The sequence below is a fragment of the Kitasatospora sp. NPDC091335 genome (assembly GCF_044757205.1).
Classification (GTDB): domain Bacteria; phylum Actinomycetota; class Actinomycetes; order Streptomycetales; family Streptomycetaceae; genus Kitasatospora.
Window position 1 is genome coordinate 387,271 of record NZ_JBIVUM010000003.1, and the last position, 24,021, is coordinate 411,291.

General features: G+C 75.2%; 19 protein-coding genes. 3 read left to right on the forward strand and 16 right to left on the reverse strand.

Features of this window, described 5'->3' with window-relative positions; genetic code table 11:
* The first annotated feature begins 400 nt into the window (after positions 1 to 400).
* The 3 genes from ACIQOW_RS10375 to ACIQOW_RS10385 all read left to right on the forward strand — a co-directional run bounded on the left by ACIQOW_RS10375 (position 401) and on the right by ACIQOW_RS10385 (position 3,892).
* Positions 401 to 1,825, forward strand: coding sequence for a collagen-like protein (locus ACIQOW_RS10375; RefSeq protein WP_401082279.1), 1,425 nt, complete (start codon positions 401 to 403; stop codon positions 1,823 to 1,825).
* A 121-nt stretch (positions 1,826 to 1,946) separates the two neighbouring features.
* The gene (locus ACIQOW_RS10380) at positions 1,947 to 2,621 is read left to right on the forward strand and encodes a tetratricopeptide repeat protein (protein WP_401082282.1); all 675 of its coding nucleotides are present in this window, start codon (positions 1,947 to 1,949) and stop codon (positions 2,619 to 2,621) included.
* Entirely contained in the window at positions 2,618 to 3,892 is a 1,275-nt protein-coding gene (locus tag ACIQOW_RS10385; RefSeq protein WP_401082285.1) for a glycosyltransferase, read from the forward strand. The genes ACIQOW_RS10380 and ACIQOW_RS10385 overlap by 4 nt, the downstream gene beginning before the upstream one ends.
* A 54-nt stretch (positions 3,893 to 3,946) precedes the next feature.
* Here ACIQOW_RS10385 and ACIQOW_RS10390 read toward each other — a convergent pair whose 3' ends face one another.
* The 16 genes from ACIQOW_RS10390 to ACIQOW_RS10465 all read right to left on the reverse strand — a co-directional run bounded on the left by ACIQOW_RS10390 (position 3,947) and on the right by ACIQOW_RS10465 (position 23,891).
* The gene (locus ACIQOW_RS10390; RefSeq protein ID WP_401082288.1) at positions 3,947 to 5,167 is read right to left on the reverse strand and encodes a zinc ribbon domain-containing protein; all 1,221 of its coding nucleotides are present in this window, start codon (positions 5,165 to 5,167) and stop codon (positions 3,947 to 3,949) included.
* Between the two features lie 3 nt (positions 5,168 to 5,170).
* Entirely contained in the window at positions 5,171 to 5,734 is a 564-nt protein-coding gene (locus ACIQOW_RS10395) for a phage tail protein (RefSeq protein ID WP_401082291.1), read from the reverse strand.
* The gene (locus ACIQOW_RS10400; RefSeq protein WP_401082294.1) at positions 5,731 to 7,692 is read right to left on the reverse strand and encodes a putative baseplate assembly protein; all 1,962 of its coding nucleotides are present in this window, start codon (positions 7,690 to 7,692) and stop codon (positions 5,731 to 5,733) included. Before ACIQOW_RS10400 ends, ACIQOW_RS10395 begins: the two co-directional genes overlap by 4 nt.
* Positions 7,692 to 8,129 carry a GPW/gp25 family protein gene (locus tag ACIQOW_RS10405; RefSeq protein WP_401082297.1) on the reverse strand — a complete coding sequence of 146 codons (438 nt, stop codon included), beginning with the start codon at positions 8,127 to 8,129 and terminating at the stop codon, positions 7,692 to 7,694. The genes ACIQOW_RS10400 and ACIQOW_RS10405 overlap by 1 nt, the downstream gene beginning before the upstream one ends.
* Positions 8,126 to 8,446 carry a PAAR domain-containing protein gene (locus ACIQOW_RS10410; protein WP_188294800.1) on the reverse strand — a complete coding sequence of 107 codons (321 nt, stop codon included), beginning with the start codon at positions 8,444 to 8,446 and terminating at the stop codon, positions 8,126 to 8,128. Before ACIQOW_RS10410 ends, ACIQOW_RS10405 begins: the two co-directional genes overlap by 4 nt.
* A 75-nt stretch (positions 8,447 to 8,521) precedes the next feature.
* Complete coding sequence (locus tag ACIQOW_RS10415; protein ID WP_401082301.1) at positions 8,522 to 10,300, reverse strand: VgrG-related protein; 1,779 nt, start codon at positions 10,298 to 10,300, stop codon at positions 8,522 to 8,524.
* Entirely contained in the window at positions 10,297 to 11,034 is a 738-nt protein-coding gene (locus ACIQOW_RS10420) for a LysM peptidoglycan-binding domain-containing protein (RefSeq protein ID WP_188294798.1), read from the reverse strand. Before ACIQOW_RS10420 ends, ACIQOW_RS10415 begins: the two co-directional genes overlap by 4 nt.
* A gap of 65 nt (positions 11,035 to 11,099) precedes the next feature.
* Entirely contained in the window at positions 11,100 to 11,525 is a 426-nt protein-coding gene (locus ACIQOW_RS10425; protein ID WP_188294797.1) for a phage tail protein, read from the reverse strand.
* Between the two features lie 88 nt (positions 11,526 to 11,613).
* Positions 11,614 to 12,144 (reverse strand): hypothetical protein, encoded by a 531-nt coding sequence (locus tag ACIQOW_RS10430; RefSeq protein ID WP_401082306.1) that lies wholly within the window; start codon positions 12,142 to 12,144, stop codon positions 11,614 to 11,616.
* A gap of 2,805 nt (positions 12,145 to 14,949) precedes the next feature.
* Positions 14,950 to 15,108: a DUF6760 family protein gene (locus ACIQOW_RS10435; protein ID WP_181970396.1), complete on the reverse strand. Its 159-nt coding sequence runs from the start codon at positions 15,106 to 15,108 to the stop codon at positions 14,950 to 14,952.
* The gene (locus ACIQOW_RS10440) at positions 15,105 to 15,626 is read right to left on the reverse strand and encodes a hypothetical protein (RefSeq protein ID WP_401082310.1); all 522 of its coding nucleotides are present in this window, start codon (positions 15,624 to 15,626) and stop codon (positions 15,105 to 15,107) included. The genes ACIQOW_RS10435 and ACIQOW_RS10440 overlap by 4 nt, the downstream gene beginning before the upstream one ends.
* Positions 15,623 to 16,063 carry a phage tail protein gene (locus ACIQOW_RS10445; RefSeq protein ID WP_401082313.1) on the reverse strand — a complete coding sequence of 147 codons (441 nt, stop codon included), beginning with the start codon at positions 16,061 to 16,063 and terminating at the stop codon, positions 15,623 to 15,625. The genes ACIQOW_RS10440 and ACIQOW_RS10445 overlap by 4 nt, the downstream gene beginning before the upstream one ends.
* 99 nt (positions 16,064 to 16,162) lie before the next feature.
* A complete protein-coding gene (locus ACIQOW_RS10450; RefSeq protein ID WP_401082316.1) occupies positions 16,163 to 17,695 on the reverse strand; it encodes a phage tail sheath family protein in 1,533 nt (510 codons plus the stop codon).
* Between the two features lie 174 nt (positions 17,696 to 17,869).
* Complete coding sequence (locus ACIQOW_RS10455; protein ID WP_401082319.1) at positions 17,870 to 20,017, reverse strand: ATP-binding protein; 2,148 nt, start codon at positions 20,015 to 20,017, stop codon at positions 17,870 to 17,872.
* Complete coding sequence (locus tag ACIQOW_RS10460) at positions 20,014 to 20,724, reverse strand: DUF4255 domain-containing protein (RefSeq protein ID WP_401082322.1); 711 nt, start codon at positions 20,722 to 20,724, stop codon at positions 20,014 to 20,016. The genes ACIQOW_RS10455 and ACIQOW_RS10460 overlap by 4 nt, the downstream gene beginning before the upstream one ends.
* Positions 20,721 to 23,891, reverse strand: a complete 3,171-nt coding sequence (locus tag ACIQOW_RS10465) for a hypothetical protein (protein WP_401082874.1) — start codon at positions 23,889 to 23,891, stop codon at positions 20,721 to 20,723. Before ACIQOW_RS10465 ends, ACIQOW_RS10460 begins: the two co-directional genes overlap by 4 nt.
* Between the last annotated feature and the right edge of the window lie 130 nt (positions 23,892 to 24,021).

Here is a 24,021-nt window from a genome sequence, read left to right on the forward strand (position 1 = left end):
CCCTACCACACCCGCAACACGGGCGTCGGGGGCGCCGCGGCCCCGGGGGGGCCCCCCCGGGGGGGGCCCCGGGGGGGGCGGGGGGGCCCCCCCGGGGGGGGGGGGCGGGGCGCGCCCCCCCCCCACCACCGGTTCATGCCCGTCGCCGTGAGCGGGCGCCAGACCCCGCCCGACTGTCACCGGCTGCCCCGAGGTGACGGGCACTCGGATCCGGGTGTTCCGGCGCGTCGAACCCGGGTGGGTGACATTCGGCGGGCAACGGATGGAACGCACCCGAGGTGCGGGCGACGCCCGAAACATACTGATGCCACCCGATGACCGTCGCGGCGCACCTGCGCATACCCGCAGGTCCAGCCCGCACGACGGTGTCCGTGCATCGCCTCTCAGGAAGTTCCCGTCCATGAACAAGAAATCCCTCCGAAGATCCCGTGTCAGATCCATCGCCATGCTGTCGACAGCCGCCGCCCTCGCCGCGACCGTCAATCTGGCATCGACCACGGCAGCGCTGGCCGACGCGATCACACGATCCGTCAGCACGGACCATGCGAACGTGCCGGGCCCGAACGGCGCCGTGACCTCCGACCTCGTCCACCGCATAGCCACGCGAGGCTCCGGCGGAGACCACTGCTGCGAGGACCACTGCGGCTGCGGCCACTCCTCCGGGCAGCAGGGTCCGCAGGGCAGCCAAGGCGCCCAGGGCAGCCAGGGGCCCGTCGGAGCACAAGGGGCCCAGGGCAGCCAGGGGAACCAAGGTTCCGTCGGCGCCCAGGGCTTCCAGGGAACCCAGGGCACCACGGGCGCTCAAGGTGCCAACGGGGCTCAAGGTGCCACTGGTGCTCAAGGTTCGCAGGGCACCACCGGCACCCAAGGGGTCCAAGGTACGCAGGGCAGCCAAGGCGCCGCCGGTGTCCAGGGGACCCAGGGCGTCGCCGGCACCCAGGGCGCGCAAGGCTTCCAGGGTGACCCGGGCACCATCGGTGCCCAAGGCAGCCAGGGAATCCAGGGTGCCACCGGCGCCCAGGGCGCAACAGGCAGCCAAGGAACCCAAGGCGTCCAGGGCACCACCGGCGCCCAAGGTTCAACCGGCGCCCAAGGCGACCCGGGCACCACCGGCGCCCAAGGAACCCAGGGAACACAGGGCGCAACCGGCGCCCAAGGCGCAACAGGCAGCCAAGGAACCCAAGGCGTCCAGGGCACCACCGGCGCCCAAGGAACCCAAGGCACCCAAGGCGACCCGGGCACCACCGGCGCCCAAGGAACCCAGGGAACACAGGGCGCAACCGGCGCCCAAGGCGCAACAGGCAGCCAAGGAACCCAAGGCGTCCAGGGCTCCACCGGCGCCCAAGGTTCAACCGGCGCCCAGGGAACCCAAGGCGCAACCGGCGCCCAGGGAGCACAGGGCGTCCAGGGCTCCACCGGTGCCCAGGGGTCACAGGGCACCCAAGGCAACCCGGGCACCACCGGCGCCCAAGGAACCCAGGGAACCCAAGGTGTCACCGGTGCCCAGGGCTCTCAAGGCACCCAAGGCGCGACCGGCAGCCAGGGGTCGCAGGGCACCCAGGGAGCGCAGGGCTTCCAGGGCACCCAGGGGCCGGCCTCCGGAGCGCAGAGCGTGGTCATCACGGCCACCGGCACCGGTACCGCCACGGCGGTCTGCCCCACCGGGACGCACGCGGTCGGCGGTGGCTTCCAGGGGCTCGCCGTGAACGTCACCGCCAGCGAACCGGTCGGAGGTTCGGCCACGTCGCCGGCCACCGGATGGCAGGTCAACAGCCTGGTGGCACCGCTCGCCCAGGTCACCGCGTACGCGGTGTGCGCGCCTTAGGCACCCATCGGGAATCCGGTGGTGCCCGCGCCTCCGCCCGCGGAACACCCTCCAGCTCACTCGGCTCCGCTTCCCGCGGGCCGGGTGAGCTGCCCCATAGGAACGGCAAGGTGGGAATCCTGTGAAACGAAGATGGTTGTGGAAGGGCCTCGCCGTCACGGTGGCCGCCGCGGCGGTGGCGGGCTGGCTCCACCTGGCCACAGGCGGCGCCACGGGCACGGCCCCGCCGGGTCCGGGGGCGGCGGGTCCAGGGGCGGCGGGTCCAGGGGCGGCGAGGTCCGCTCCCGCCGCCGTCCCGCCCGGCGAGGTGCTGCTCCAGGAAGGGATCAAGCAGGGCGAGTTGAGGAACCACGACCTGGCGGAGAGCATCTTCCGCCAGGTCCTGACGCTGGATCCCGGCAACAAGCTGGCCTGGTACAACCTCGGTGTCGTCGCCCAGCAGAACAACCGCTCCGCCGATGCCCTCACCGCCTACGACAGCGCGCTGAGGACCGATCCCGGGTATCAGCCGGCGCTCTTCAACAAGGCGGTCCTGCTCGGGCCGGACGACACCGACCAGGCCGTCTCGATCCTGCGGAGGATCGTCGCCGCGGACCCGAAGGCCGCCACCGCGCATCTGAACCTCGGCTACGACCTGGCGAAGCAGGGCCGCCGTGGTGAGGCCGAGGAGTCCTTCCGGACCGCCGTCCGGACCGACCCGTCGCTACGGCCCCTCGTCCCGGAGGAGTTCCGGGACTCCGTGAGCACGGATCCGACCTCAGAACCGACAGCCCCTCAGACAGGTGCCAACCGATGACCCCGCTCGCCACACCGAAGTTCTCCGTCTTCACCCCGAGCCACCAGCCCCGCTTCCTCGACGAGTGCCTCGCCACGCTCAAGGCGCAGAGCCGCTCGGACTGGGAGTGGATCGTGGTGCTCAACAACGGCGCGCGATGGCGGCCCGAGCATCCGGACGACCGCATCAGGGTGGAGGTCAACGACGGGATCCGGGGCGTCGGGGCGGCGAAGCGCCGGGCCTGCGAGCTGGCGAAGGGCGAGATCCTCGTGGAGCTCGACCACGACGACCTGCTGGCCGGCGACTGCCTGGCGGAGCTGGCGACGGCCTTCGACGACCACCCCGACGTGGTGTTCGTATACAGCCACACCGCCCAGATCACCGAGGACGGCGGCCGGGACGACTCGCGCTTCAACGAGGAGCACGGCTGGCGGTACGAGGAGACGGAGGTCGACGGCCGCCGGCTGTTGCAGGTGCTCGCCATGGCGCCGACCCCGCACAACGTCTCGTACATCTGGTACGCGCCCAACCACGTGCGGGCGTTCCGCAGGCTGGCCTACGAGCAGGTCGGCGGGTACGACGCCACGCGCACCGTGCTGGACGACCAGGACCTGATGTGCCGCCTGTTCCAGGCCGGGGACTTCCACCACATCCCGCGCTGCCTGTACCTCCAGCGGATGCACCCGGGGAACACCCAGCGGGACACGGAGGTGAACGCCCACATCCAGCGCGAGACCGTCGCGCTGTACGACAAGTACATCGAGGCCAACGCGCTGGCCTGGACGAAGCGCCGCGGGCTGCTGGCCCTGGACCTCGGCGCGGCGCACCGCAAGCCGCCCGGCTACCTGGGGGTGGACCAGTACCCCGGGGAGGGCGTCGACCTCGTCGCGACCCTGCCGGGGCGCCTGGACCTCCCGGACGACTCGGTCGGCGTGCTGCGGGCGGTGGACTTCCTGGAGCACGTGCCCGAGAAGATCGCGCTGATCAACGAGCTGTACCGGCTGCTGGCCCCGGGCGGGATGCTCCTCACCATGACGCCCAGTTCGGACGGCCGGGGGGCGTACCAGGACCCGACCCACGTCGCCTTCTACAACGAGAACTCCTTCTGGTACTACACGGACGACCAGTACCGGGCCTTCGTCCCGGAGATCCGGGCCCGGTTCCAGAGTTCGCGGCTGGTCACGTACTTCCCCACCGAATGGCACTCGCGGAACAACATCTCCTACGTCGTGGCGAACCTGATCGCGATGAAGGACGGCGCCCAGCGGTGCGGGGGTCTCCTGCTGGTGTGAGGGGCACGGGCCCGGGACGGCCGCCGGGTGCGTGGGACGCGCCCGGCAGCCGGCTCAGGTGCGCTTGAAGAACTCCACCTCCGCGAGGGCGATGGCGCGGTCGGGGCCGGTTCCGGCGGCCTCGCGGACGGTGAGCCTCACCTGGGTCACGTCGCTGATCCCGGTCGGCACGGTCTGCGGGCCCGGCTGGTCGTTGAGCGAGACCTGTTGGGTGTGGACCTCGCCGCCCTTCTCGGTGACCTCCAGGGTGAGGACGGTCGGGCGGGCCTGCTGCCGGAACTGCTGCGGGTCCGCGGAGCCGCCGGTGTGGATGATCAGGTCCACCAGCCGGAACGGGGTGCGGAAGGAGAAGGTGACGGAGTCCCCGGTCGCGGGCGCCCCCCAGTAGGTGTTGCTCAGGCCGTCGTCGGCCGCGGCGGCCGGATGGCCCTCGGCCGCGGCGCTCGCCGAGGTGGCGGCCGGGGTGACCGGCGCGGTGCCGCGGAGCTTGTCCAGCACGTCCTGGAAGCCCCGCTGACCGGCCGGGTACAGCAGGACCCCGGCGACGACCAGCGCGATCAGCACGAGCAGGGCGATGGTGCGGCGCAGCGCGTTGCCCGAGCCGCCGATCCGCACCCGGCGCCGGAACGGCCAACGGGTGCGCCACCAGGGCAGTTCGGGCGCGGCGGCGGCGGTGGTCAGCGGTGCGGCGCAGCGGCGGCAGAACTTCCGCTCGGGCAGGTTGGGCGTGCCGCAGCGGGGGCAGGGCGGGCCGTCCTGGGTCTCGGTGGCCTCGGCCGCGCGGACGACGGGACGGGGTGCGACGGGCTTGGCGGGCTGGACGGCCACCGGGTCGGCCACCGGGTCGGCCCGCGGTTCGGTGGCGGGGGCCGGGGGCTGGGCGGGGGCCGGGCGGACAGGGGCGGTGCCCGGGCTCGGGGGTTCGGCGGCGGGCGGGGGCGTCGGCTCGGCGGTGGTGGCGGGGACGGGTGGCTCCTCGGCCCTGGGCTCCGGCCGGGGTTCCGGCCTGGGTTCCTCCTTGGGTTCCCCCTTCGGCTCTGCCTTGGCGCGTGCCGTGCGCCACGACCCGTTCCGCCGCGTGGTTCCGGCGGGCGCGGGCTCTGGTGCGGGCGTCGGAGCGGCCGTCGGCTCGGGCGCGGGCTCGGCGGGTGCGGGCGCGGGCACCGCCGCAGGCGCGGCCGCGGCGCCGCGCGACCAGCCGAGGTAGGCGCCGCAGTTGCCGCAGAAGTCGTCCCCCTCCCCGTTGGCCGTTCCGCATTCGGGGCACACCGGCATCCGTCAGCCCTCCGTTCGCCCGGGTGGGCCGGGCAGGATCTCCACCCGGCAGGTCAGATGGACCGGACAGCCCGCCCTGACGACGGACCGCACCTGGTCCTCGTCCGGTGCCGGACCGCGCAGCGGCCAGACCCGGACCAGCACGTCCCCGCCCGGGGCGGGCGGCAGCCCGGCGTCCGGGTCGGTGGACCAGGAAGCGCCACCGCCGTCCACGATCTCGGCTCCGGCGCCGAGCACCAGCCGCAGCCGTTCGGTGAGGCCGCGCCGGGTGCCGCGCCAGCGGTGCAGTTCCACGGCGCGCTCGACCACCGCGCGGCGCACCTCCACGGGCCAGGCCGGGTCGGTCTCCACCGCGACCCAGGAGGCCAGCCAGTCGAGGAAGTCGGCGGGGGCGAGGCCCGGCCGGAAGTACGCGGGCAGGTTGTCCAGGGTCGCGAAGACCGGGGCGAGGACGGTGTCCAGGCCTGCCGTGAACCGCTGGGCGAGGTCGTCGTCGGCGAAGAGCGCGGGCAGCAGCGCGCCGATCGGGTGCGGGCTGGGCAGCCCGGGGACGGCGGCACGGGTCATGACGCCCCGTCCTCGGCGACCGCGGTGACCACGACCTGGTGCTGGTGCGAGAAGACCAGCGCGTCCGGCGGGAGCTCGACCCGCTCGGCGGGCGCGCCCCGGCGCCCGGTGATCGGGTCCGCCGGGAAGAGCCGCAGCTCCTCGACGCCCGCGACGGGCGCGACCCGCTGGAGCACCGCGAACACCTCCCCGTACTGCACCGCCCGGCCGAACGGCCAGCCGGTGCCGTCGGCGCCGCCGCGCAGCGGGTTGAGGTACCGGTACAGCGCGGCGAGCACCTCCTCGCGGACCCGGTCGGGGTCGGCGGAGCGGGTGGTGAGCCGGGCGACCACCGTCACGCCCTGGTAGGTGGGCGGCTGCACGACGAGCCGGGTGCCGATCAGCCGCCGCTCGTCGAGGGCCGTGGCGACGGCGGCCAGCAGCTTTTCGTCGGGGATCAGCTGCTCGAACCGCAGCCGGTCGCCCTCGTCCGCGACGGCGTCCGGGACCACCAGCACCCGTACCGCCCCCGCCTCCGCGCCGCCGGCCGGGACACAGCTGACCCGGGCGGCGGACGGCGCCGCCTGCCGGGCGATCAGCTCGAAGTCCCCCGCGGTGACGGCGCGTTCCTGGAGGCGCAGCTGGTGCGGGGCGCGCGCCTTGGCGTTCTCGACGGTCTCGCCGTCGACCCCGCCCCTGGCCGCCTCCCGGTTGTCCACCCGGGCGATGTACGGGACGGAGCTGCGCAGCACCGTGACGGTGTTCCTGGCGACGTTGCCCGCGATCCCGCCGCCGGTGCGGTAGTGCGGGACGCGCAGCTGCGCCCCCTTGGGCGGTACGGCGCCGAAGGCGCGCAGGCTGCCGTCGGGTTCGCGGACCGCGGGCGGGAAGAGGAACTCTCCGGTGGTCGCGTCCAGCACCACGTGCCGGTCGGCGGGCGAGGACTCGCCGAAGTGCTCGACGACCGTCCACCGTTCCCAGCCCTCGCCGGCCGCGACCTCGACCACCGGGGGCTCGCCGTCGAGCAGCACCGGCGGGCGGGCGAGCCGGAAGCGCTGGCCGGCGACGCCCTCGGAGGAGCCGAGCGGCGCGCCGGTGACGGTCTGCGCGTGGACGGCGGTCGCGGTGCCGCCGACGGTGAACACCTCGGCCCGGCGGATGGTCGGGGACTCGGAGTAGAACGGCTGGCCCGGCTGCGGCTCGGTGACCCGGCAGCGCAGCCAGCCGGCCCGGCGGCCGGCGACCACCGAGGCGGTGTGCCCGGCGGGCACGAACACCACCACCTCGCCGGGCCGGTTGAGGCCGCCGGTGGTGTCCTCGCCGGTCTCGCACGGGATCCAGCGCGCGCCGTCCCACACCTCCCAGGCCAGCGGCGGCTGGCGCGGGTCGACGCCGACGCCCTCCACCCGGCTGTCCAGCCGGACGACCAGGATGCAGCGCGGCACCACGGCCGGCAGGGCGAGGAGCATGGCGTCCCCGGCCACCGGGCGGTGCTGGAAGCAGGGCACGTCCGTACCGTCGGCCAGCCGGGCCGTGACGTCGGACTGCTCGCCGGAGGCGGAGACGGTGACCAGCCGCTCCAGCGAGCTGGGGACGACCGGGAGGTCCTCGGCGGTGGAGAAGACCACCGCCTCGTCGGTCTCGGTGCGCAGCGTGGAGACCTCGGTCCCGGCCCGCAGCAGAACCGTTTCCGGCTGCGGGGCGGAGAGCCAGAAGTCGACCTCGGCCCGGGCCGCGGCGGGCGGGAAGAGCCGGATGCCGAGCAGGTCGAGGAAGGCGGCGTAGTTCTTCTCCGGCACCCGGTTCAGCCGGTAGAGCAGCTGGTCGACCAGGTAGGCGAAGGTCTCGATCAGGGTGACGCCAGGGTCGGAGACGTTGTGGTCGGTCCACTCGGGGGCGCGCTGCTGGACGTACCGTTTCGCCTCGTCGACGAGCTGCTGGAAGCGGCGGTCGTCCAGGTTCGGGGAGGGCAGGGCCATCAGCTCGCTCCCCCGGCCGTCGTGGCGAGGGCGTCCGCGGCCGGGTGCTCGGGGATGGTGTAGAAGGGGAAGACCAGGTTGCGGCGGTCGTTGGTGGCCCGCACGGTGTAGTGGACGTCGATGTAGAGCGTGCCCTCCTCGACGCTGTCGAAGGCGATCACCACGTCGTCGACCTCGATCCTGGGCTCCCAGCGCTCCAGCGCGATGCGCACCTCGCGGGCGATCCGCCCGGCGGTGGTGCTGTCCCCCGGGGCGAAGACGTACTCGTGGATGCCGCAGCCGAACTCGGGGCGCATCGGCCGCTCGCCGGGGGCGGTGCCGAGGATCAGCCGGATCGCCTCGGCGAGTTCGCGGTCGCGCTCCACCATGCCGATGCCGCCGGTGGCGTTCACCCGGAGCGGGAAGGCCCAGCCGCGGCCGATGAAGCTGCCGGTCATGCCGCGCCCCCGATCAGGACGTTGAACGCGCCGGCGACGATGGTGGCGCCGCAGGTCGTCTTGTCGCCCATCCGGGCGGCGGGCAGGCCGCCGATCAGCACCACTCCCCCGGTGACCGCGCCCGGCGAGGGCATCACGAGGTTGCCGGGGCCGAGCGCCAGGTGCGGGGGGACGACGCAGGCGTGGACGGTGCCGACCACGGCGGCGGGCCGGCCGCCGATCAGCACGGTCGCCACCTTGAGGGCGGCGCCCGGCGGCGGGGTGGTGAGGGCACCGCCGTGGTCGGTCGGGTCGCCGGTCCGGGCTGCGGGGGGCATCTGCGGTCTCCGTTTCCGTGGGTGCCCCGCTGGTCGTGGGCACGCGCTTGCTGCCTTACTCGATGTGACGTTCCGTCAGTTGATCCGCACGAGGGCCCCCTTGAGCACCGCCTGGGCGCCGCCGTCCACGGTGACCGCCGTCGTGCCCCGCACGGTGACCGATCCGCCGCGCACGTCCACCGTCCCGGTGCCCGCGTCCAGGGTGATGCCGGAGGGGGTGAGCCGCACCGTGCTGCCGGCCGAGCCGCCGAGGCCGTGGACGGTCAGCACGATCTCGCCGCGCTGCTGGTCCAGGCTGACCTCCAGCTTCCCGTTCCCGCTGGCCAGGTGGACGCCGGACCTGCCGCCCGGCACGTCCAGCAGCTCCATCCGGTGGCCCGAACGGGACACCACGGAGCGGCGGTTGACCTTGCCGGAGCCCGCGTCGACCAGCGGCACGTCGTGCGGGGAGGGCCGGTCCACACCGTTGTAGAGCCCGCCCAGCACGTACGGGCTGTCCAGGTCGCCCTGCTCGAAGCCGACCAGCACCTCGTCGTTGACCTCGGGGCTGACCACGCCGCCGCCGCCGGCGCCGCCCCACTGCACGGTGCGCACCCAGTCGGAGACGTAGGTGTCGTCCAGCCAGGGGAACTTCAGCTTCACCCAGCCGCGCTGCCCGCCGCCCGGCTCCCGGACGTCGGTCACCACCGCGACGGCAAGGCCCGGCATCCGCGGCCCGCGCGGCGGGGCGTTGCCGCCGCTGGTCAGCCCGGCCAGCGAGCGGTCCGGGGCCGCGCTGACCACGACGGTGGTCCGGTAGCCGCGGAACGGTTCGAGCAGGTGGCGCACCCCGGTGGCGGTGTAGCGGCCGGAGAAGGCGGCGCCGACGTTCCCCAGGGCGACCGCGGTGCCGGCCCGCAGCCGCGGGTTGCCCTCGGCGACCACCTCCAGCTCGCCGAAGCCGGCCGCCACCGAGGCGGCCAGCGACCCGGCCACGGCGGCGGTCTCCGCCTGGGTGCGGTACGGGGTGTCGGCGACGGTCAGCTTGGCCTTGCCGGGGAAGGCGGAAGCCACCACCGAGGGGCTCATCCCCGGCTGCACGGTCCTGGAGGTCACGGCCGGCTCGGTGGCGACCAGGGCGCTCTTGGTGGTGACGTTCCAGCCGCGGGCCTCGACCGTGTCCGCGCCGCCGGCCCCCGTCAGTACGCCGCGCAGCTCCAGCAGGTTGCGGCCGTACTCCAGCACCAGCGGGTTCTGCGGCGCGGGGGTGGAGGGGGCGGGCGCGCCGGAGGCGGGATCGGGCCGGACGAACTCCAGCTTCCCGTCGTCGTCGACCCGCACCTGGGCGCCGCTCTCCTGCGCCAGGAACTGGAGGAACTCCCAGTCCGGCACGTTCGCCTGGGAGAGCTGCTGGTGGACGACCGGGAAGGCGTCGACCTTCCCGCAGGTCAGGCCCGCGCCGGTGGCGACCTGGCGGACGATGTCGGCGGTCGTCATGTTCCGGAAGGCCTTCACCCGGCGCCCGCGCATCAGCCGGTGGGTGACCGCCGCGGCCCGCACCACGGTGTACGAGCCGGTGGTGTCCACCTCCAGCTCCAGCGCGGTCACCTCACCGGTGAACAGCCGCGCCCGGGTGTTCCCCTGCACGGTGACCACGGAGATCCGCAGCGGGGTGCCGATGGTGATCCCGGTGGCGGAGAGGAAGGTGTGGTTCGCGTCCCGGAAGCTCAGCACCGCCGTGTCGGGCAGGCCGACGCTCTCCTCGATGTCGCAGGAGACCAGCTGGGCGGCCCAGACCGGCGGCAGCGGGCCCGGCGCCTCGACGACGGGATCCGCGGCGAAGGACCGGCCGCCCCGGGCCTCGGGTGTGGTCACGGCCGACCGCCCTGGGGCTGCCCGGTCCGGGTGAGTTCCTCGATCCCCGGCACGATCAGGTCCACGCCGGGGACCAGCGTCAGCGGATCGTCGATGTCGTTGGCCTCCGCGATGGTGCGCCAGGCGGTGGCGTCGCCGTACGCGCGCCAGGCGAGCAGCGGCAGGCTGTCGCCGGCGATCACCCGGTGGGTGCTGCGGGCCTCCGGCGAGCCCGAGGTCGGGTTCTGGCCGGCCGGGTCGACGCTCGCCTCGTCGATGCTGAGCGAGCAGACCGCCCGCAGCGGCTTCCCGTCGACGTCGAACAGCGAGTAGGTGACCGAGAGGCCGGTCAGCACCCCGTTGAACGACGTGGTCTTCAGGGTGCCCCAGTCCAGCCGGATCCACGGGCTGGCCGGCGTCTTGCGCGCCAGGCTGGCCGGGGTGGGCACGCACGCCGTCATCAGCTGCTCCACCGCGCGCTCCACCGAGTTGTCGTGGGTCGCGGTGGAGTCCAGGAACACGTCGAGGGAGAGCGAGCGCGGACCGCTGCCGACGAACTCGGGCAACGCGGACTCGCCCGCCATCCGGGACGGGGTGCGCCGCCACTCGGTGGTCTTGCGCAGCACCAGCGTCGCCGGGTTGAACTGGAGCCTGAGCCGCGCGAGCACGCCGCCGGGCTGGGCGCCGACCGTGGATGGGGGCTCCATGATGGTCAGTTGGGCCCGGGTGACGCTCGCGGGGACCGCTGGGGACATCCTGGTGCTCCTTCCGTGGGTCGAGGGGGCTCGCTGCGGGGACTCGCTGCGGGGGCGGGTGGAGGTCAGGAGGGGCGCAGGCCCGCGTGGGCGATCTCCAGGGTCTCCATCGCGGCCAGGGAGTTGGCGGGGTCGAAGGACGGCCCCTCCCAGCGCACCGGGACGATCCCGAGCACCTGCCAGCCGACGATCCGGCTCAGGTCCGGCCGCAGCGCCACGATCTCGCCGTCCTTCGGCTCGACCTTCCGGACGATCTCGGACAGCCAGCGGGCGATCTTGGTGGTGTCGGCGGTGACCGCGCGGGTCAGCGTGATGTTCGACCAGGTGATGCGGCCCGGCAGCTGCCAGGCGAACCCGTTGTTGCCGCCCTCCGCGTACTGCTCGATCTCGACCTGGGCGCCGAGTCCGGAGCAGGTGGTGAACTCGCCCAGGTCGTTGCCGCCGATGGTCAGGCTGAAGAACACACTGGACGCGAAGATGGTGTCGGTCATCGGTTCCGCTCCCTGCTTCCGGTCACTTCGCTGCGGCCTCCTGTCGGCCTTCCGCCTGGTCTGTGTTCCGATCTGCGCTGCGCGCGGCTCAGCGGCGCATGTCGTACGGTCTGCCGCCGCGCTCCCTGCCCCTGCGCAGTTCGGTGCGCAGCAGCCGGCCGACGGGTTCGACCAGGCGCCGGGCCAGTTCGTCCAGGTCGGAGGGGTCGGCGGCGGGATGCGTGGCCGGCGCGCCGGGGGTTCCGCCGGGGGCCCTCGCGGGCGCCGGGGCGGGCTGGGACGACGGGGCGAGCTGCACCGTGGTGGGTGTGCGCGCCGGCACGGCGGTCAGCGGCACCCCGGTCAGGCCCGCCTGCTCGGCCACCCGCTGCAACAGCCGCGCGGTGCCGGGTGGGTGCGACGCGGTCGGTACCGGCGGCGCGGACGGGGCGGGCCGTACGGCGGCGGTGCTCGTGGCGTGGCCGGGCGGCAGCAGGGCGCGGGAGACGACGGGCGCGGCCGCGGTGGCGGTGTACGGGCCTGGTGCCGGGTTCGTGCCCGCGACGGCGGGCGGCTGCGCCGGGGCCGGCTGCGGAAAGCGCAAGGGGGTCGGAAGGCGCTGGATCGACGGAGTCGTCACGGGCCTGAGCCGGACGACCGGCGGGCGCGGGGTGCTCACCCGTGCGGACGGCGGGGTGGCGGCGCCAGCCTGAGGGGCGGGGTGGTCCGCGCTCGTGGCACTGGGCTGTCCTGCCCATGGCGTCGCGGGAGCGCTCATGGTCGGGACTGCCGCAGGGGTTCGGCCGGGCGGGGCGTGCGGCGGGTCCGCGGGGGCCGCCGCGGTCGGGGTGGCGGTGGGCGCCGCCGGACCTGCCGGAGCCGACGAAGCAGACGGAGCCGACGGAGCTGCCGGAGCCGACGGAGCTGCCGGACGCCGGGAGAGGGAACGTTGCACCGCGGCCATGAGCCCGCGCGACGCCTCCGCACCGGCTGCGCCGCCCGGCCGGGTGGCCGCCGACGGGGTGCGGGGCTGCGCCGGACTCCCCTGCGAGGCGGGCTCCCTGGTCGCGGTGCCGCTGCCTCCGGCGCCCGGCGAGCGCCCGGAATGCGCACGTGGACGCGAGCGCTGCGGGACGGCCGCGACTGCGGCTGCGGTGGCAGTCGGCTCGCCCGCCGGTCGGCCGTCCGTACGGGACGCGAGCGCGTGGGGCCAGACGGCCCGGACCACGGGTGGCGCCGGCGTCGGGACGGCACCGGTGGAAGCGGTGGCGGTGGTCGTGAACGGTACCGGCGGGGTGGCGAGGACGGCTGACAAACGGCGCTCGCCGATCAACCCGCGTCTCTGGCCGGTGAGTTGTACGGCTCGCCGCACGCCAAGGCCACCAGGGGCCGGGCGCGCGGGAACCGTCACGGGAACCACCGGGCGGCTGCCTCCGGGCCCGGCCGGCTGCGCAGCGGGCGTTCCCGTTCCGGGGAACGCCGATGCGCGCCTGCCGCGTTCCGTACCCGGCTGTGCGCCCCGGCCACCGGCGGCCAGGGTCGCCGGACCGACCGGTCGGCCGTCGCCGGAGCTCCGGGTGGCGCGCTGCACGGGCAGCCCTTCGCCGGCCGCCGGTGCGACGACGGCCGGGGCCGCGTCGCTCGCCACCGGGGCCGTGATCCGCTGGACCGGGCGGTGCCCGCCGAGCAGCGGAGCGGCTGCGCCCGGCACGGCTGCCGTCGGTGGCAGGGCGTCGAGCGGCGCGCCCAGGCCCCCACGGGTACGGGCCGGGGCCGGTTCGGGCTGGACGACGGGCGCGGTGCGGTCGGGAGCCGGTGTGGGCGCGCTCGTCGCGGACGGAGTGCGCCGGACCGGCGCGCCGGCGGCCGAACCACGCTCGGACCGAGGCAGTGCCACGGCACCGGGCGCGGCACCTGGGCGCGGACGATGAGCCGGAGTCGACTCGGCACGGTCGGGGCTCGGCGCGGACGCGCCGGTTCCGGACGGTGCGCGCTGGACGGGTGTGCCGGCGGCGGAACCAGGTTCGGGCCGAGGCGGTGTCAAGGCGCCGGTCGCGGCAGCCGGACGCGGGCGCTGGGCAGGAGTCGGGCCGGGCTGGATCGGCTCGGCACGGTCGGGGGCCGGCGCGGACGCACCGTTTCCCGTCCGCGTGCGCTGAACCGGCGTGCCGCCGACGGACCCACGCTCGGCCCCGGACGGTGCGGGGGCGGTGCCGTCCCGGCCTCCGCCTCCGGACGGCCTGACGTCAGCGGACCCACCTGTCTCCGAGCCGGTGGACCTCGCGTCGGCGGGGACGACGGGCATGGCGGGGACACCCGGAGCAGCGTCAGGGGCTCGCGGGCCGCCGGTGGCCACGGGTGTGGCACTCGCGGGCAGCGCGGTCAACGGCGCACCGAGTACCGGACGGGCCGGTGCGGCAGGGCCGGGCACAGCGGCACGCTGGACCACCCCTCCGGCCGGCCCGCCGGGGGCGGGCACGGCCGCACCGCTGGCGAACGGGCGGCGCGCACCGGCGACCGCGTCGTCCGTCACCGTCGCGGGCCGCGCCACCTCCGTACCCCGTCCCGGTGGCTCGGCAACGGCATCCGACGTCCTGTCCGTTCCCGGGATCACCGTTCCCGGGATCACCGTTCCCGGGATCACCGTCCCCGGGATCACCGTCACCGGGCGCATCGGCAGCGACCTCGGGCGCCGCGCCACGACCAGCGGGGCGCCGACGGAACGCGGACGCACCGGGCGGCCGGCCGGGACCACCGGATCGTTCCGGCGCGACGGGGCGGTGACCGCCCCGGGCGTCCCCTCGGCAGGAGCCGGTGCCGACGCCGGCGCAGCAGACTTCTGCGAACTTCCGCTCACCCCAGCGGACTTCGGCGCGGCGGGCACCGGCCCATCGCCGCCCCCGCCCGCCGGACGCGGCCCCGACCGCACCGGAAGCCGCCGCGGCCGGACGGACCGCTGGACCGGCCGCGCCGGCCCCCGTCCCCCCGACTGCCCTTCTGCCGCCGACGCTTCGGCCGCCGGCTCCCCCGGGGGCACCGGCACGACGAGCCGATCCCCGCCTGTGAGGACGGGCGCCGGAGAGCCCGGCCCCGACACCGCCCGCAGGATACCCGCCGGGGCGGTGGGCAGGACCGCGTGGCCGAGCGGGCCGCACAGCGAGGGGTCCTGCCACGAGGCCAGCCGGGACCGGAACGCCAGGCCGTCGCTGACGCCGTGGGCCGGCCCGGCCAGGGTCGGGACCAGCGGCGCCACCGCGCGCCAGCCCCCGTCCCCCGCCGCCGGGCGCCGCCGGACGGTCGCGGTGCCGCCCGACGCACCGCCCGACCCGTCGGAGACCGCACCCGGAACAGCGCCGGAGGCACCGTCGGAGAAGGCGCCGGAAGCACCGCCGCCGGCCTCACCGCCCCTCCGGCGGGCGATCCAGTCCCGAAGCCCCACCCCGGTTCACCCGCCTTCGCTGATGCGGGTGTTGAGCCGCGCGATCTCCCGCACCCACTGCCCGCGTTCGCGGTGGGTCAGGTCGAGGATGTCCTCCCGCTGCCAGTGGAAGTGGTAGGCGATGTACGCGATCTCCTCGTACAGCCGAGCAGGCGCGTACGTCACGATTCCCCCAGGCGCCCACCGGCGAGGTCGACCTCGAAGGCGCCGTCGCAGTGCGGGCAGGTCACCGCGGCGCGCGTGTGGCCTTCGCTGTTGATCCGCTGGTAGAGGTCCTGGAGGAATGCCACGTCGGTGGCGTACATCCGCTCGACGACCCCGGCGTGCACGTCGGTGATGTCGCCCAGCCTGGTGATCACGTGGCTGAGCAGCACCACGCTCAGGTAGGCCGGGTTCTCCTTGACCCGCAGGTCGATCTGCGGCATCAGCTCGTCGCGGGCGGTGGCCAGGCGCATGGTGCCGTGCCGGTGCACCGTGCCCGCGTCGTCGACGTAGCCGAGCGGCAGCTCGAACTCGAACTCGGTGCGTGGCCCGTGCCCCCTGGGCTGCGCCACTCCCGGATGCGCGGGGGCCGACTGTGCCGCTCCCGGATGTACCGGGGCCGACTGCTGCGGCGCGGTGTGCTGCGGGAGCGGGGCCGGAGCCTGTTCCAGCAGTTCCTCCAAGGCGATCTTCCGCCTCATTCGACGCTGATCTCCTCGAACACGATGGTCACGGTCTCGGTCGCGGGGCTGGACTCGCCGGCGCTGAGCGTCGGGCCCTCCCAACGGCTCGCCCACGCGTTGATCAGCTGGATCCGCCGCAGGGTGGCACCGGTGGTGTCCTTGACCTCGATGGTGAGGTTCTGCCGCGCGGTGTTGATCGCCCCGTTGTTGAGGGTCTCCTTGATCCAGTCCGTGAACGCGCCGCTCTTGTCCAGGCCGCGGGTGATGGTCACCTCGCCGGGCAGCCGGGCGCCGGGCTGCTTGCGGACGATCAGCTTGCCCTCCTGCGTCACCTGCTTGTACTCGACGACGTCCTGTTCGACCGTCAGGTTGCTGATCTCCTTGACGGACTCGACGTTGTAGCCGCCGAGTTGGACGCCGAATATGTGTGTGGAGAGCGGATCGCCTTCAGCCATGGCCTACTGTCACCTTCCGATGCGAGGGGCGCCGACGGGCGCCCGGAGTGCCGGGAGTTCAGGGAGTTCAGGGGTTCCGGGGGTACCGACCGGGCCTGGTCACTCGTTGACGAGGCTCGTGCTGTCGGAGAACTGGGACAGCCGGAACACCACGAACTCCGCCGGCTTCACCGGGGCGACGCCGATCTCGCAGACCACCTGTCCGAGGTCGATGGACTCGGGCGGGTTGTTGTCGCGGTCGCACTTGACGTAGAAGGCCTCGGCCGCGGTCTGGCCGAACAAGGCCCCGCGCCGCCACTCCTCGGTGAGGAACGCGGTGATGTTCCGGCGGATGCTGGACCACAGCCGGTCGTCGTTGGGCTCGAAGACGACCCACTGGGTCCCCAGGAGGATCGATTCCTCCAGGTAGTTGAAGAGCCGGCGCACGTTCAGGTAGCGCCACGCCGGGTCGGAGGAGAGGGTGCGCGCGCCCCAGATCCGGATGCCGCGCCCGGGGAACGCCCGTACGCAGTTGACCCCGATCGGGTTCAGCAGGTCCTGCTCGCCCTTGCTGAGGCGGATCTCCAGGTCCACCGCGCCGCGGATCACCTCGTTGGCGGGCGCCTTGTGCACGCCGCGCTCGGCGTCGCTGCGCGCCCACACCCCGGCGACGTGGCCGCTCGGCGGGACCAGCACGTTGCGGCCGCTCGCCGGGTCGAACACCTTGATCCACGGGTAGTAGAGCGCGGCGTAGCGGGAGTCGAAGCCCGCCTCGTCGTTGCGCCAGGTGCGCATCCGCTGGGCGTTCAGGCCGGGCGGCGGGTCGAGGACGGCGATCCGGTCGCCCATCTGCTCGCAGTGCGACATCACCGCGAGCTGGACGGTGCGCAGGCCCTCGTCGTCGAGGTCGCCGCGCTGGTAGGCGCTCATCAGGTCGGGCACCGCGACCATGGTGATCTCGTCGATCGCCTCCAGGCCGCCGAAGCCGGTCCTGGCGGCGGAGTCGCCGACGTACTCGGCGGGGTCGAGCCTGCCGACCGGGGCGGCGGCCGGCGCGGGGGCGGCGGCGAGGGCGTGGCTGCGGCGCTCGGGTCGGCTCGGCGCGGTGCCGGGCTGCTCGGCGACCGCGACCAGCTTCGACTCCCGCAGCTGGGTGACGACGTAGCCCTTGGTGCTCTTGCGGGTCGAGACGTCGTAGGTCTCGACGACCTCGGCGCCCCGGCGCACCAGCAGCCGGAACCGGTCCTCGGGGACGTTCTCCCCCTCCGGGTCGGCGACTTCGACGGAGACCTCGCCGCCCGCACCGGGCAGGGCGGAGAAGAGGAAGCCGGCGATCTCGACGGGCGGGGCGGCCGACACGGCGGGGGCGGCGCCGGGTGCCCGGCGCGCCGGGTCGCCCACCCGCACGACGTACGCGGAGCCGCCGCCGTTCGCGAAGAAGCCGTACACCGAGTGCGCCAGGTAGGTGCCCTCGGTGAAGCCGCCGAACCGCTGGACGTACTGGTCCCAGTTGGTCACCAGCGTGGGCTCGTGGAAGGGGCCGGTCTCGGCGAAGCCGACGAACGCGGCGACGGCCGTGCCGACGCCCTCGATCGGCCGCGCACCTGACTGGACCTCCTCCACGTACACACCCGGGGTGAGGTAGGACGGCATACGCGCTCCTTCGCCTGGCCAGTCGCTTTTCGCCGGTCATTCGCCCCGAGTCTGCTGCCGGGGCCCGCCCGGGGACATGTCCCCAGGTGCCGGACCGGGGGCAGGAACGCTGCCCCGGCGGGCACCCCGGCACGCCCCCGGCGGGCGCCCGCGCCGCCCCGGACGCACCAGGGGTCAGCCGTGCGCGGTGTCCCCGAGGGCGCGCAGCCATGGCCCGAACTCGCTCTCCAGCACCAGCCGGCCGAGCTTGCGGTACTCGCCGACCACCGCGGAGACCAGCTGCGCCATGCCCAGCGGTTCGCCCGTTCCGGCGGCCAGGTAGGCCGCGGAGACCGCGCAGGCCCGGATGGAGCCGCCGGTGAGCTCGAAGTGCCGGGCGCAGAAGTCCAGGTCGAGGTCGTCGCCGCGGGGCAGCAGCGGCCCCAGGCAGCGGTCCCACAGCAGGCGGCGCTGCGCCTCGTCCGGCAGCGGGAACTCCGCGATGACGTCCAGCCGGCGGGTGAACGCCTCGTCGAGGTTGGCCCGCAGGTTGGACGTCAGCACCGCGATCCCGTCGAAGGACTCCATCCGCTGGAGCAGGTAGGCGGTCTCCACGTTGGCGTGCCGGTCGCGGGCGTCCTTGACCTCCGAGCGCTTCCCGAACAGCGCGTCCGCCTCGTCGAACAGCAGCACGCCGTTCACCTGGGCGGCCTCGGTGAAGATGCGCTCCAGGTTCTTCTCGGTCTCGCCGATGTACTTGTCCACGACGGTGGAGAGGTCCACCACGTACAGCTCCATGCCGAGTTCCGCGGCGACCACCTCGGCCGACATCGTCTTGCCCGTGCCGGACTCCCCCGCGAACAGGGCGATCACCCCGTTGCCGCGACCGCCGCCGGGACGCATCCGCCAGCGTCCGAGCACCTGGTCGCGGTGCCTGGCCCGCTGCACGAGTTCGCGCAGCCGGCCGGCGGTGGGGGCGGGCAGCACCAGGTCGGCCCAGCCGACGGCGGGCCCGATCCGGCGGGCGAGGCGGGCCAGGCCCGCGGCGTTCTGGGCCCGCACCGCGGTCCGCAGGTCCTCGGCGCGCACCGGGCGCCGCTCGGCGGCCGCCGTCCGGGCCGCGACGTCGGCGGCCCTGGTCAGCTGGTCCTGGTCCAGCCGGTAGCCGGCCACCGCCTCGGCCAGCTCCTCGCTCAGCTCGCCGGCCGGGCCCCCCGCCAGCGCGTGGGCCCACTGCCCGGCCCGCTCGCGGGCGTCCGGCGGCGGGACGGTGACCACCACGGGGGCGGCCGCCGTCCAGGCCGGGTCCCAGACCTGCGGGCCGTGCACGATCAGCGGGACACCGGCCAGCGCCGCGCACAGCTCGCGCAACAGCGCGGCCCGCTCGGGCCGTTCGGGTTCGAGCCGGTCCAGGGGACCGAGCACCACGCCGCCCCCGCCGAGCCGCGCCTCGCGGGCGAGCACCCGTACGGTGGCCTCCGGCGGGCGGGCGGCGAGCGCGGCGGCGTCGATCACCAGCGGTGGCGGGCCGCCGGCCGCGAGGGCGGCCACCGCCGGCGGGCCGCCGTGCCCGCCCCGGTCCAGCAGGTGCACCAGTCCGCCGTCGGCGGCGGCCGCGCGCAGCCGCTCGACAGGCTTCCGGGAGCAGGGTGCGGCGCGGTGAGCGAGGCCGGCCAGGGCGCCGTCCGGTTCGTCGTCGCCGAGCAGGTGGGCCGTCACCCGGTCCGGCACGCGCAGGGGGCGGGAGAGCAGCGGGCGCTCCGGCTCGGCGATCTCCAGCAGGCCGCCGGCGATCAGCGGGGCCCGTACGGAGAACCGGAAGCGGCCGGCGCCGGCGCCGGGCAGTCCGCACAGGTCCAGGGCCAGGCCGACGGTCGCCCGGCGGCGGGTCAGGTCGTCGTTGAGGTAGCCGTAGAGCTGTTCGAAGCGGGTGTCGAGGTCGGGGGCGAGGGCGACCAGCAGGAGGTCGAGGTCCAGCGGGAGCAGCCCGAAGGCGGCGCTCAGCGAGGCGAGCCGGGAGCCGGGCGGCGGCGCGGGCCCGTCGACGGGGTCCGCGGTGTCCCGGTGCACGGTGGCGGAGGCCGCCAGGATGCGTTCCACCGCCTCGGGGCCGAGGTACTGGCCGCGGTACGGGTCGTCCGGGTCGGGGTCGTCGGCGCGGCGCTCGCGCACGGCGGCGCGGACCCGTTGCTCGATCCGGTGCAGCCGCTCCCAGAGGTGGTCGTGGCCCGGCGGTGCGGGGTTCGGCGGCGCCGCGGCGTCCACTGACGGCGCGTCGCTCTCCTGGTACGTGCCGTTCGCCGGGCGCCCGCCGTGCACCGCCGGGTCGAGGTCCACGCTCATCGCGCCCTGCCCCGCGGCCGGCGGCCGGGCGGCAGCCCGCGGTCCCTGGGCGCGGCGAAGCCGTCCGTCCCGGGGTCCGTGGCGCCCTGGTAACGCAGTCGGCGGCCCGGGGCCCCGGCGGGTACCTCGCCCTCCGGGGTGGTGTCGCCGGCGCGCAGCACCAGCCCCTCGGTGACCGGCGGGCCCGCCGGGCCGCGTTCGCCGGGCAGCGGGGCGAGCACCCTGAGGTCGACCGAGGGCCGTAGCTCCCCGCCGAGCGAGGACCAGACGTCGGACACCGACGGCAGGCCGGTGTCGCGCCCCGCGATGTCCAGCCCGACGGTCAGCCCGAGCTCGGCGAGGGTGCCGGTGAGCAGCCGGGCGGGCAGCGTGTCGATGGCGGTCAGGCACTGCAACACCTCGGCCAGCAGCCGGTGTTCGTCCTGTGGCCGGTTGGTCCAGGCGGTGACCAGGTAGGCCAGCTCGAACCAGCGGGGCGCGGGGCGGTGCCCCGTCACCAGGCCGTCCGCGTCGTACTCGGCGACGGTGCCGGCCTGCCGGCGGCCGGTGTCCTCGCGGAGCCCGTAGAGGAAGACGCTGACCGTGGGCGCGTTGCGCCGGGCGGCGAAGTCCCGGGTGGGCGCGTCGAAGACCACCTCGATCCCGCGCTCGGGCAGACCGGTCTCGGCGAGCAGTCGCCGCAGTGCCTCGTCGACTTCGTGGATCACCGCCGCTCCACCTCCCCCGGCGGGCCGATGCTGCCCTCGACGACGAGGAAGGGGCAGGTCACCGGGGAGAATCCGGGGCCTTCGGCGGTGATGGTGCGCGGTCCCGGCTCGTCCTTGGGGAGGATGAGCAGCTGCCCGGCGAAGGTCCCGTCGGCCTTCGGGCGGGTCGGGGCGGCGTCGGCGGTGAGGCCGGGGTTCCAGGTGAACTCGACGGGTGCGCCGGGCGGGAAGTCCACGCCGCGGACCGAGGTCACGAAGCCGGGCTTGCCGATCGCCGGCACCGCGACGATGCGGGGCTGGAGGATGCGCAGCGGGGTGCTCGCCCGGTGCGGTCCGGGACTGGCGTCGGTGCCGGTGGTGGTCAGCTCGGCCGTGATCACGGTGTCCAGGGCGGCCACGGGTGACAGTACGACGCGGACCACCGCGCTGCGGCCGGGGGCGAGGTCGCTCACCGTGCAGCTCCCGGCCCGGCAGCCGGGGGGCAGGGCCTCGGTGGGCACGCCCGCGGGCAGGCCGAGGGTCAGGCGCAGTCCGGTCGCCAGGGCCTGGCCGCCGTTGCGCACCGTGTAGCTGACGGTGACGTGGCCGCCGACGTAGCCGGGGTTCGGCTGGGCGCCGACCGTGACCGCGGGGCCGGCCTGCGCCGGCGGTGCGGGGGCCGGGACCGGCGGCGGGGGCGGCGGTGCGGGGGTGGGTGTCGGGGCCGGGGTCGGCGTGGGTGTCGGGGTGGGTGTCGGCGTGGGCGAGGCGGTCGGTGAAGGGGTGGGCGACGGCGAGGGGGTCGGCGGGGCCAGCACCGGCAGGAAGGTCGAGGCGGAGTCGTCCTCGGGGTTCGGGTCGGCCACCGTGCCGGTGACGCTCCAGCCGAACTCCTGGGTGCCGGTCCTGGTGCCGATCAGGGTGGCCTTGACCTTGACCACGGCGCGCGGTGCCAGGGTGCCGAGTTCGCAGCGCAGCGCCGCCGCGTCGCACGTCCCGGTCGGGGTGCTCAGGCCGCCGAGCCGGGCTCCGGTGGGCACCGAGACGGTGAGGACGGTACCGGGCGAGGGCGCGGGGCCCTTGTCGGTGACGGTGATCGTCACCTCGGTGCCGCCGTCGACGGGGACGGCCGGGGTCCGGTCGGGTGCGGTCAGCGTCAGGTCGACGGACTGCTGGACGGCCGGTTCCTTCTGGCGCCCCGGCAGCCGCCAGTCGAGCGGGCTGAGCTTGCCGGTGGCGAAGTCGTAGAGCCCCAGCCCCTCCGGGGAGTTGGGCGGCGCGGCCCGGCGGGAGGTGAGCACCAGCTGCGCGCTGTCGGCGGTCCAGGCGACGTCGCGGGGCTGGAAGGGCCCGTTGCCGGAGGCCTCGGGCAGCGGCCGGGTGCAGGCGCCGCTGCCGAGGCCGGTGGGCAGGACCACCGTGCAGTCGCCGCCGGTGGGCGAGGTGACGACCACTCCGTCCTGCCGGTTGTCCCCGCCGTCGCCGGCCTTGCGGTTGAAGGCGATCCGGCGGCCGTCGGGGGCGAACGCCGGGCTGTCGTCGATGACGTTGCAGCTGCCGGGGCAGGCCGTCCGGCTCAGGTCGGTCTGCCGGGTGAGGTCGTCGGCGGGCACCGTCCAGACGTGCGCGTTGCCGGCGTTGCCGTTCACCACGGCGGTCCTGGAGAAGGCGATCAGCTTGCCGTCCGGGGACCAGAAGGGCTGCCCGTCGGAGCCGCCCTGCCCGCCCGCCGGCGGCTGGACGGTGCCGACGATCCGTCCGGTGGCGATCTCGGCGATCAGCACCCGTCCGGGCCGGGCGGGCTGCTGGCCGGTGGCCGGGGCACTGCGGCTGAACACGATCAGCCGGCCGTCCGGTGAGACGGACGGGTCGGTGTCCCGGTCGTTCGGGCCGCGCCCGGCGAGGTTCATCGGGTGCGGGTTCGACCCGTCGGCGTCGGCGAGCCAGATCCGCTGGATCCGTCCGGCCGGCCCGTCCTCGTAGCGGGTCACCACGATCTGCCGGCCGTCGGGCGTGTAGGCCTGGCGTTCGTACCAGGGGTCGTAGCCGGGGCGGGGGTGGAAGAGCGGGTCAGCGGCCGGGTCGGTGCTGGTGACGGTGCCGGCGGCCGGGTCCTCGCGGAGCACGCTGATGCCCAGGTCGCGCGGGTCGGACCCGTCGGGGCGGACGTCCTGGAGGTCGGCGACGTCGGCGGCGGAGGCGCTGGTCTGCTCGACCACCGGGCCGCCCCCGTTCTGCGGGCCCAGCCAGGTCGGTGAGGCGATCAGCCGGTCGGCACTGTGGAGCAGCCTGGGCGCTTCGCAGTTGCAGGTCAGCGCGTGGTAGAGGTTCACCACCGGAGGCTTGGACGGATCGGGGACCGGGGCCGGGTCGGGGGGTGTGAGCAGGTCGGCGCTGAGGAAGAGGACTCCGCTGCCGTCGGCCAGCCAGCCGGCGGAGCCGGTCTTCCAGGTGGAGCCGGTGCCGGGGAAGAACGCCTTCTCGGCGCCGGTGGGCGTGGTGAGGATCAGGGTCCTGCCCTGGTCGCCCTTGTCCCAGGTGTAGACGATCTCGTTGCGGTGCGCGTCGGTGTCGACCGGGTTCCAGGTCGGGTCGATCGCGTCCCCGGTGGTCACGTTGCTGACCTTGGTCGGCGCGCCGCCGGCGAACGGCCGCAGGTAGATCTGCCGGTGCGCCGGGTCGCCGGTGCAGGAGTACGCGATCCACCGGCCGTCGGGCGAGACGGTCGGGTGGGTCTCGTCGGCCGCGCCGTCGGTGATCCGGCGCAGTCCGCCGCCGTCCCGATCGACCGCCCACAGGACGTGCTGCGTCCCGCCGTCGCCCCCGCGCGGCTCCAGGGACTCGAAGACGACGCCCTTGCCGTCCGGGGCCAGCGCGGGGTGGGCGGTGTCCATGCCGGTGGTGAGCCGGTGCACCGCGCCGGCCGCGTCGCGCAGGTAGACCTGGGGCAGCGGGCCGTCCCGCAGGCTGGTGAAGACCAGTTCGTCGCCGCGGGCCGAGGGGTCGCGGTCGAAGTGGACCGGTCCTGGCCCGAACAGCGGGGTGCTGGTCTCCGCGCCGGTCACCCGGCCGAGGCCGCGGTGGTTGGTGCCGGCGTAGGTGATCCGCCCGGCCGCCGGGTCGACCGCGGCGACCGGGGCGGCGGCGGCGGTGCCCTGCCCGCCGGGGGCGGCTCCGGTCAGGGTCATCAGGGCCGTCGCCAGCGCGAGCAGCACCGCGACGGCGGCCCTGGCCGGCCGCCGGACGGAGCGGGGGGTGGCGGTGGCGCCGATCACGCTCGACCTCACAGGTTGCGGGGGCGGTCTCCCCGGCAGTGTC

Excerpts from the sequence above, each read along its gene's own strand:
- ACIQOW_RS10375 (WP_401082279.1), top strand. The coding sequence starts at position 401 with ATGAACAAGAAATCCCTCCGAAGATCCCGTGTCAGATCCATCGCCATG.
- ACIQOW_RS10385 (WP_401082285.1), top strand. The coding sequence starts at position 2,618 with ATGACCCCGCTCGCCACACCGAAGTTCTCCGTCTTCACCCCGAGCCAC.
- ACIQOW_RS10390 (WP_401082288.1), bottom strand. The coding sequence starts at position 5,167 with ATGCCGGTGTGCCCCGAATGCGGAACGGCCAACGGGGAGGGGGACGAC.
- ACIQOW_RS10395 (WP_401082291.1), bottom strand. The coding sequence starts at position 5,734 with ATGACCCGTGCCGCCGTCCCCGGGCTGCCCAGCCCGCACCCGATCGGC.
- ACIQOW_RS10400 (WP_401082294.1), bottom strand. The coding sequence starts at position 7,692 with ATGGCCCTGCCCTCCCCGAACCTGGACGACCGCCGCTTCCAGCAGCTC.
- ACIQOW_RS10405 (WP_401082297.1), bottom strand. The coding sequence starts at position 8,129 with ATGACCGGCAGCTTCATCGGCCGCGGCTGGGCCTTCCCGCTCCGGGTG.
- ACIQOW_RS10410 (WP_188294800.1), bottom strand. The coding sequence starts at position 8,446 with ATGCCCCCCGCAGCCCGGACCGGCGACCCGACCGACCACGGCGGTGCC.
- ACIQOW_RS10420 (WP_188294798.1), bottom strand. The coding sequence starts at position 11,034 with ATGTCCCCAGCGGTCCCCGCGAGCGTCACCCGGGCCCAACTGACCATC.
- ACIQOW_RS10425 (WP_188294797.1), bottom strand. The coding sequence starts at position 11,525 with ATGACCGACACCATCTTCGCGTCCAGTGTGTTCTTCAGCCTGACCATC.
- ACIQOW_RS10440 (WP_401082310.1), bottom strand. The coding sequence starts at position 15,626 with ATGAGGCGGAAGATCGCCTTGGAGGAACTGCTGGAACAGGCTCCGGCC.
- ACIQOW_RS10445 (WP_401082313.1), bottom strand. The coding sequence starts at position 16,063 with ATGGCTGAAGGCGATCCGCTCTCCACACACATATTCGGCGTCCAACTC.
- ACIQOW_RS10450 (WP_401082316.1), bottom strand. The coding sequence starts at position 17,695 with ATGCCGTCCTACCTCACCCCGGGTGTGTACGTGGAGGAGGTCCAGTCA.
- ACIQOW_RS10455 (WP_401082319.1), bottom strand. The coding sequence starts at position 20,017 with ATGAGCGTGGACCTCGACCCGGCGGTGCACGGCGGGCGCCCGGCGAAC.
- ACIQOW_RS10465 (WP_401082874.1), bottom strand. The coding sequence starts at position 23,891 with ATGACCCTGACCGGAGCCGCCCCCGGCGGGCAGGGCACCGCCGCCGCC.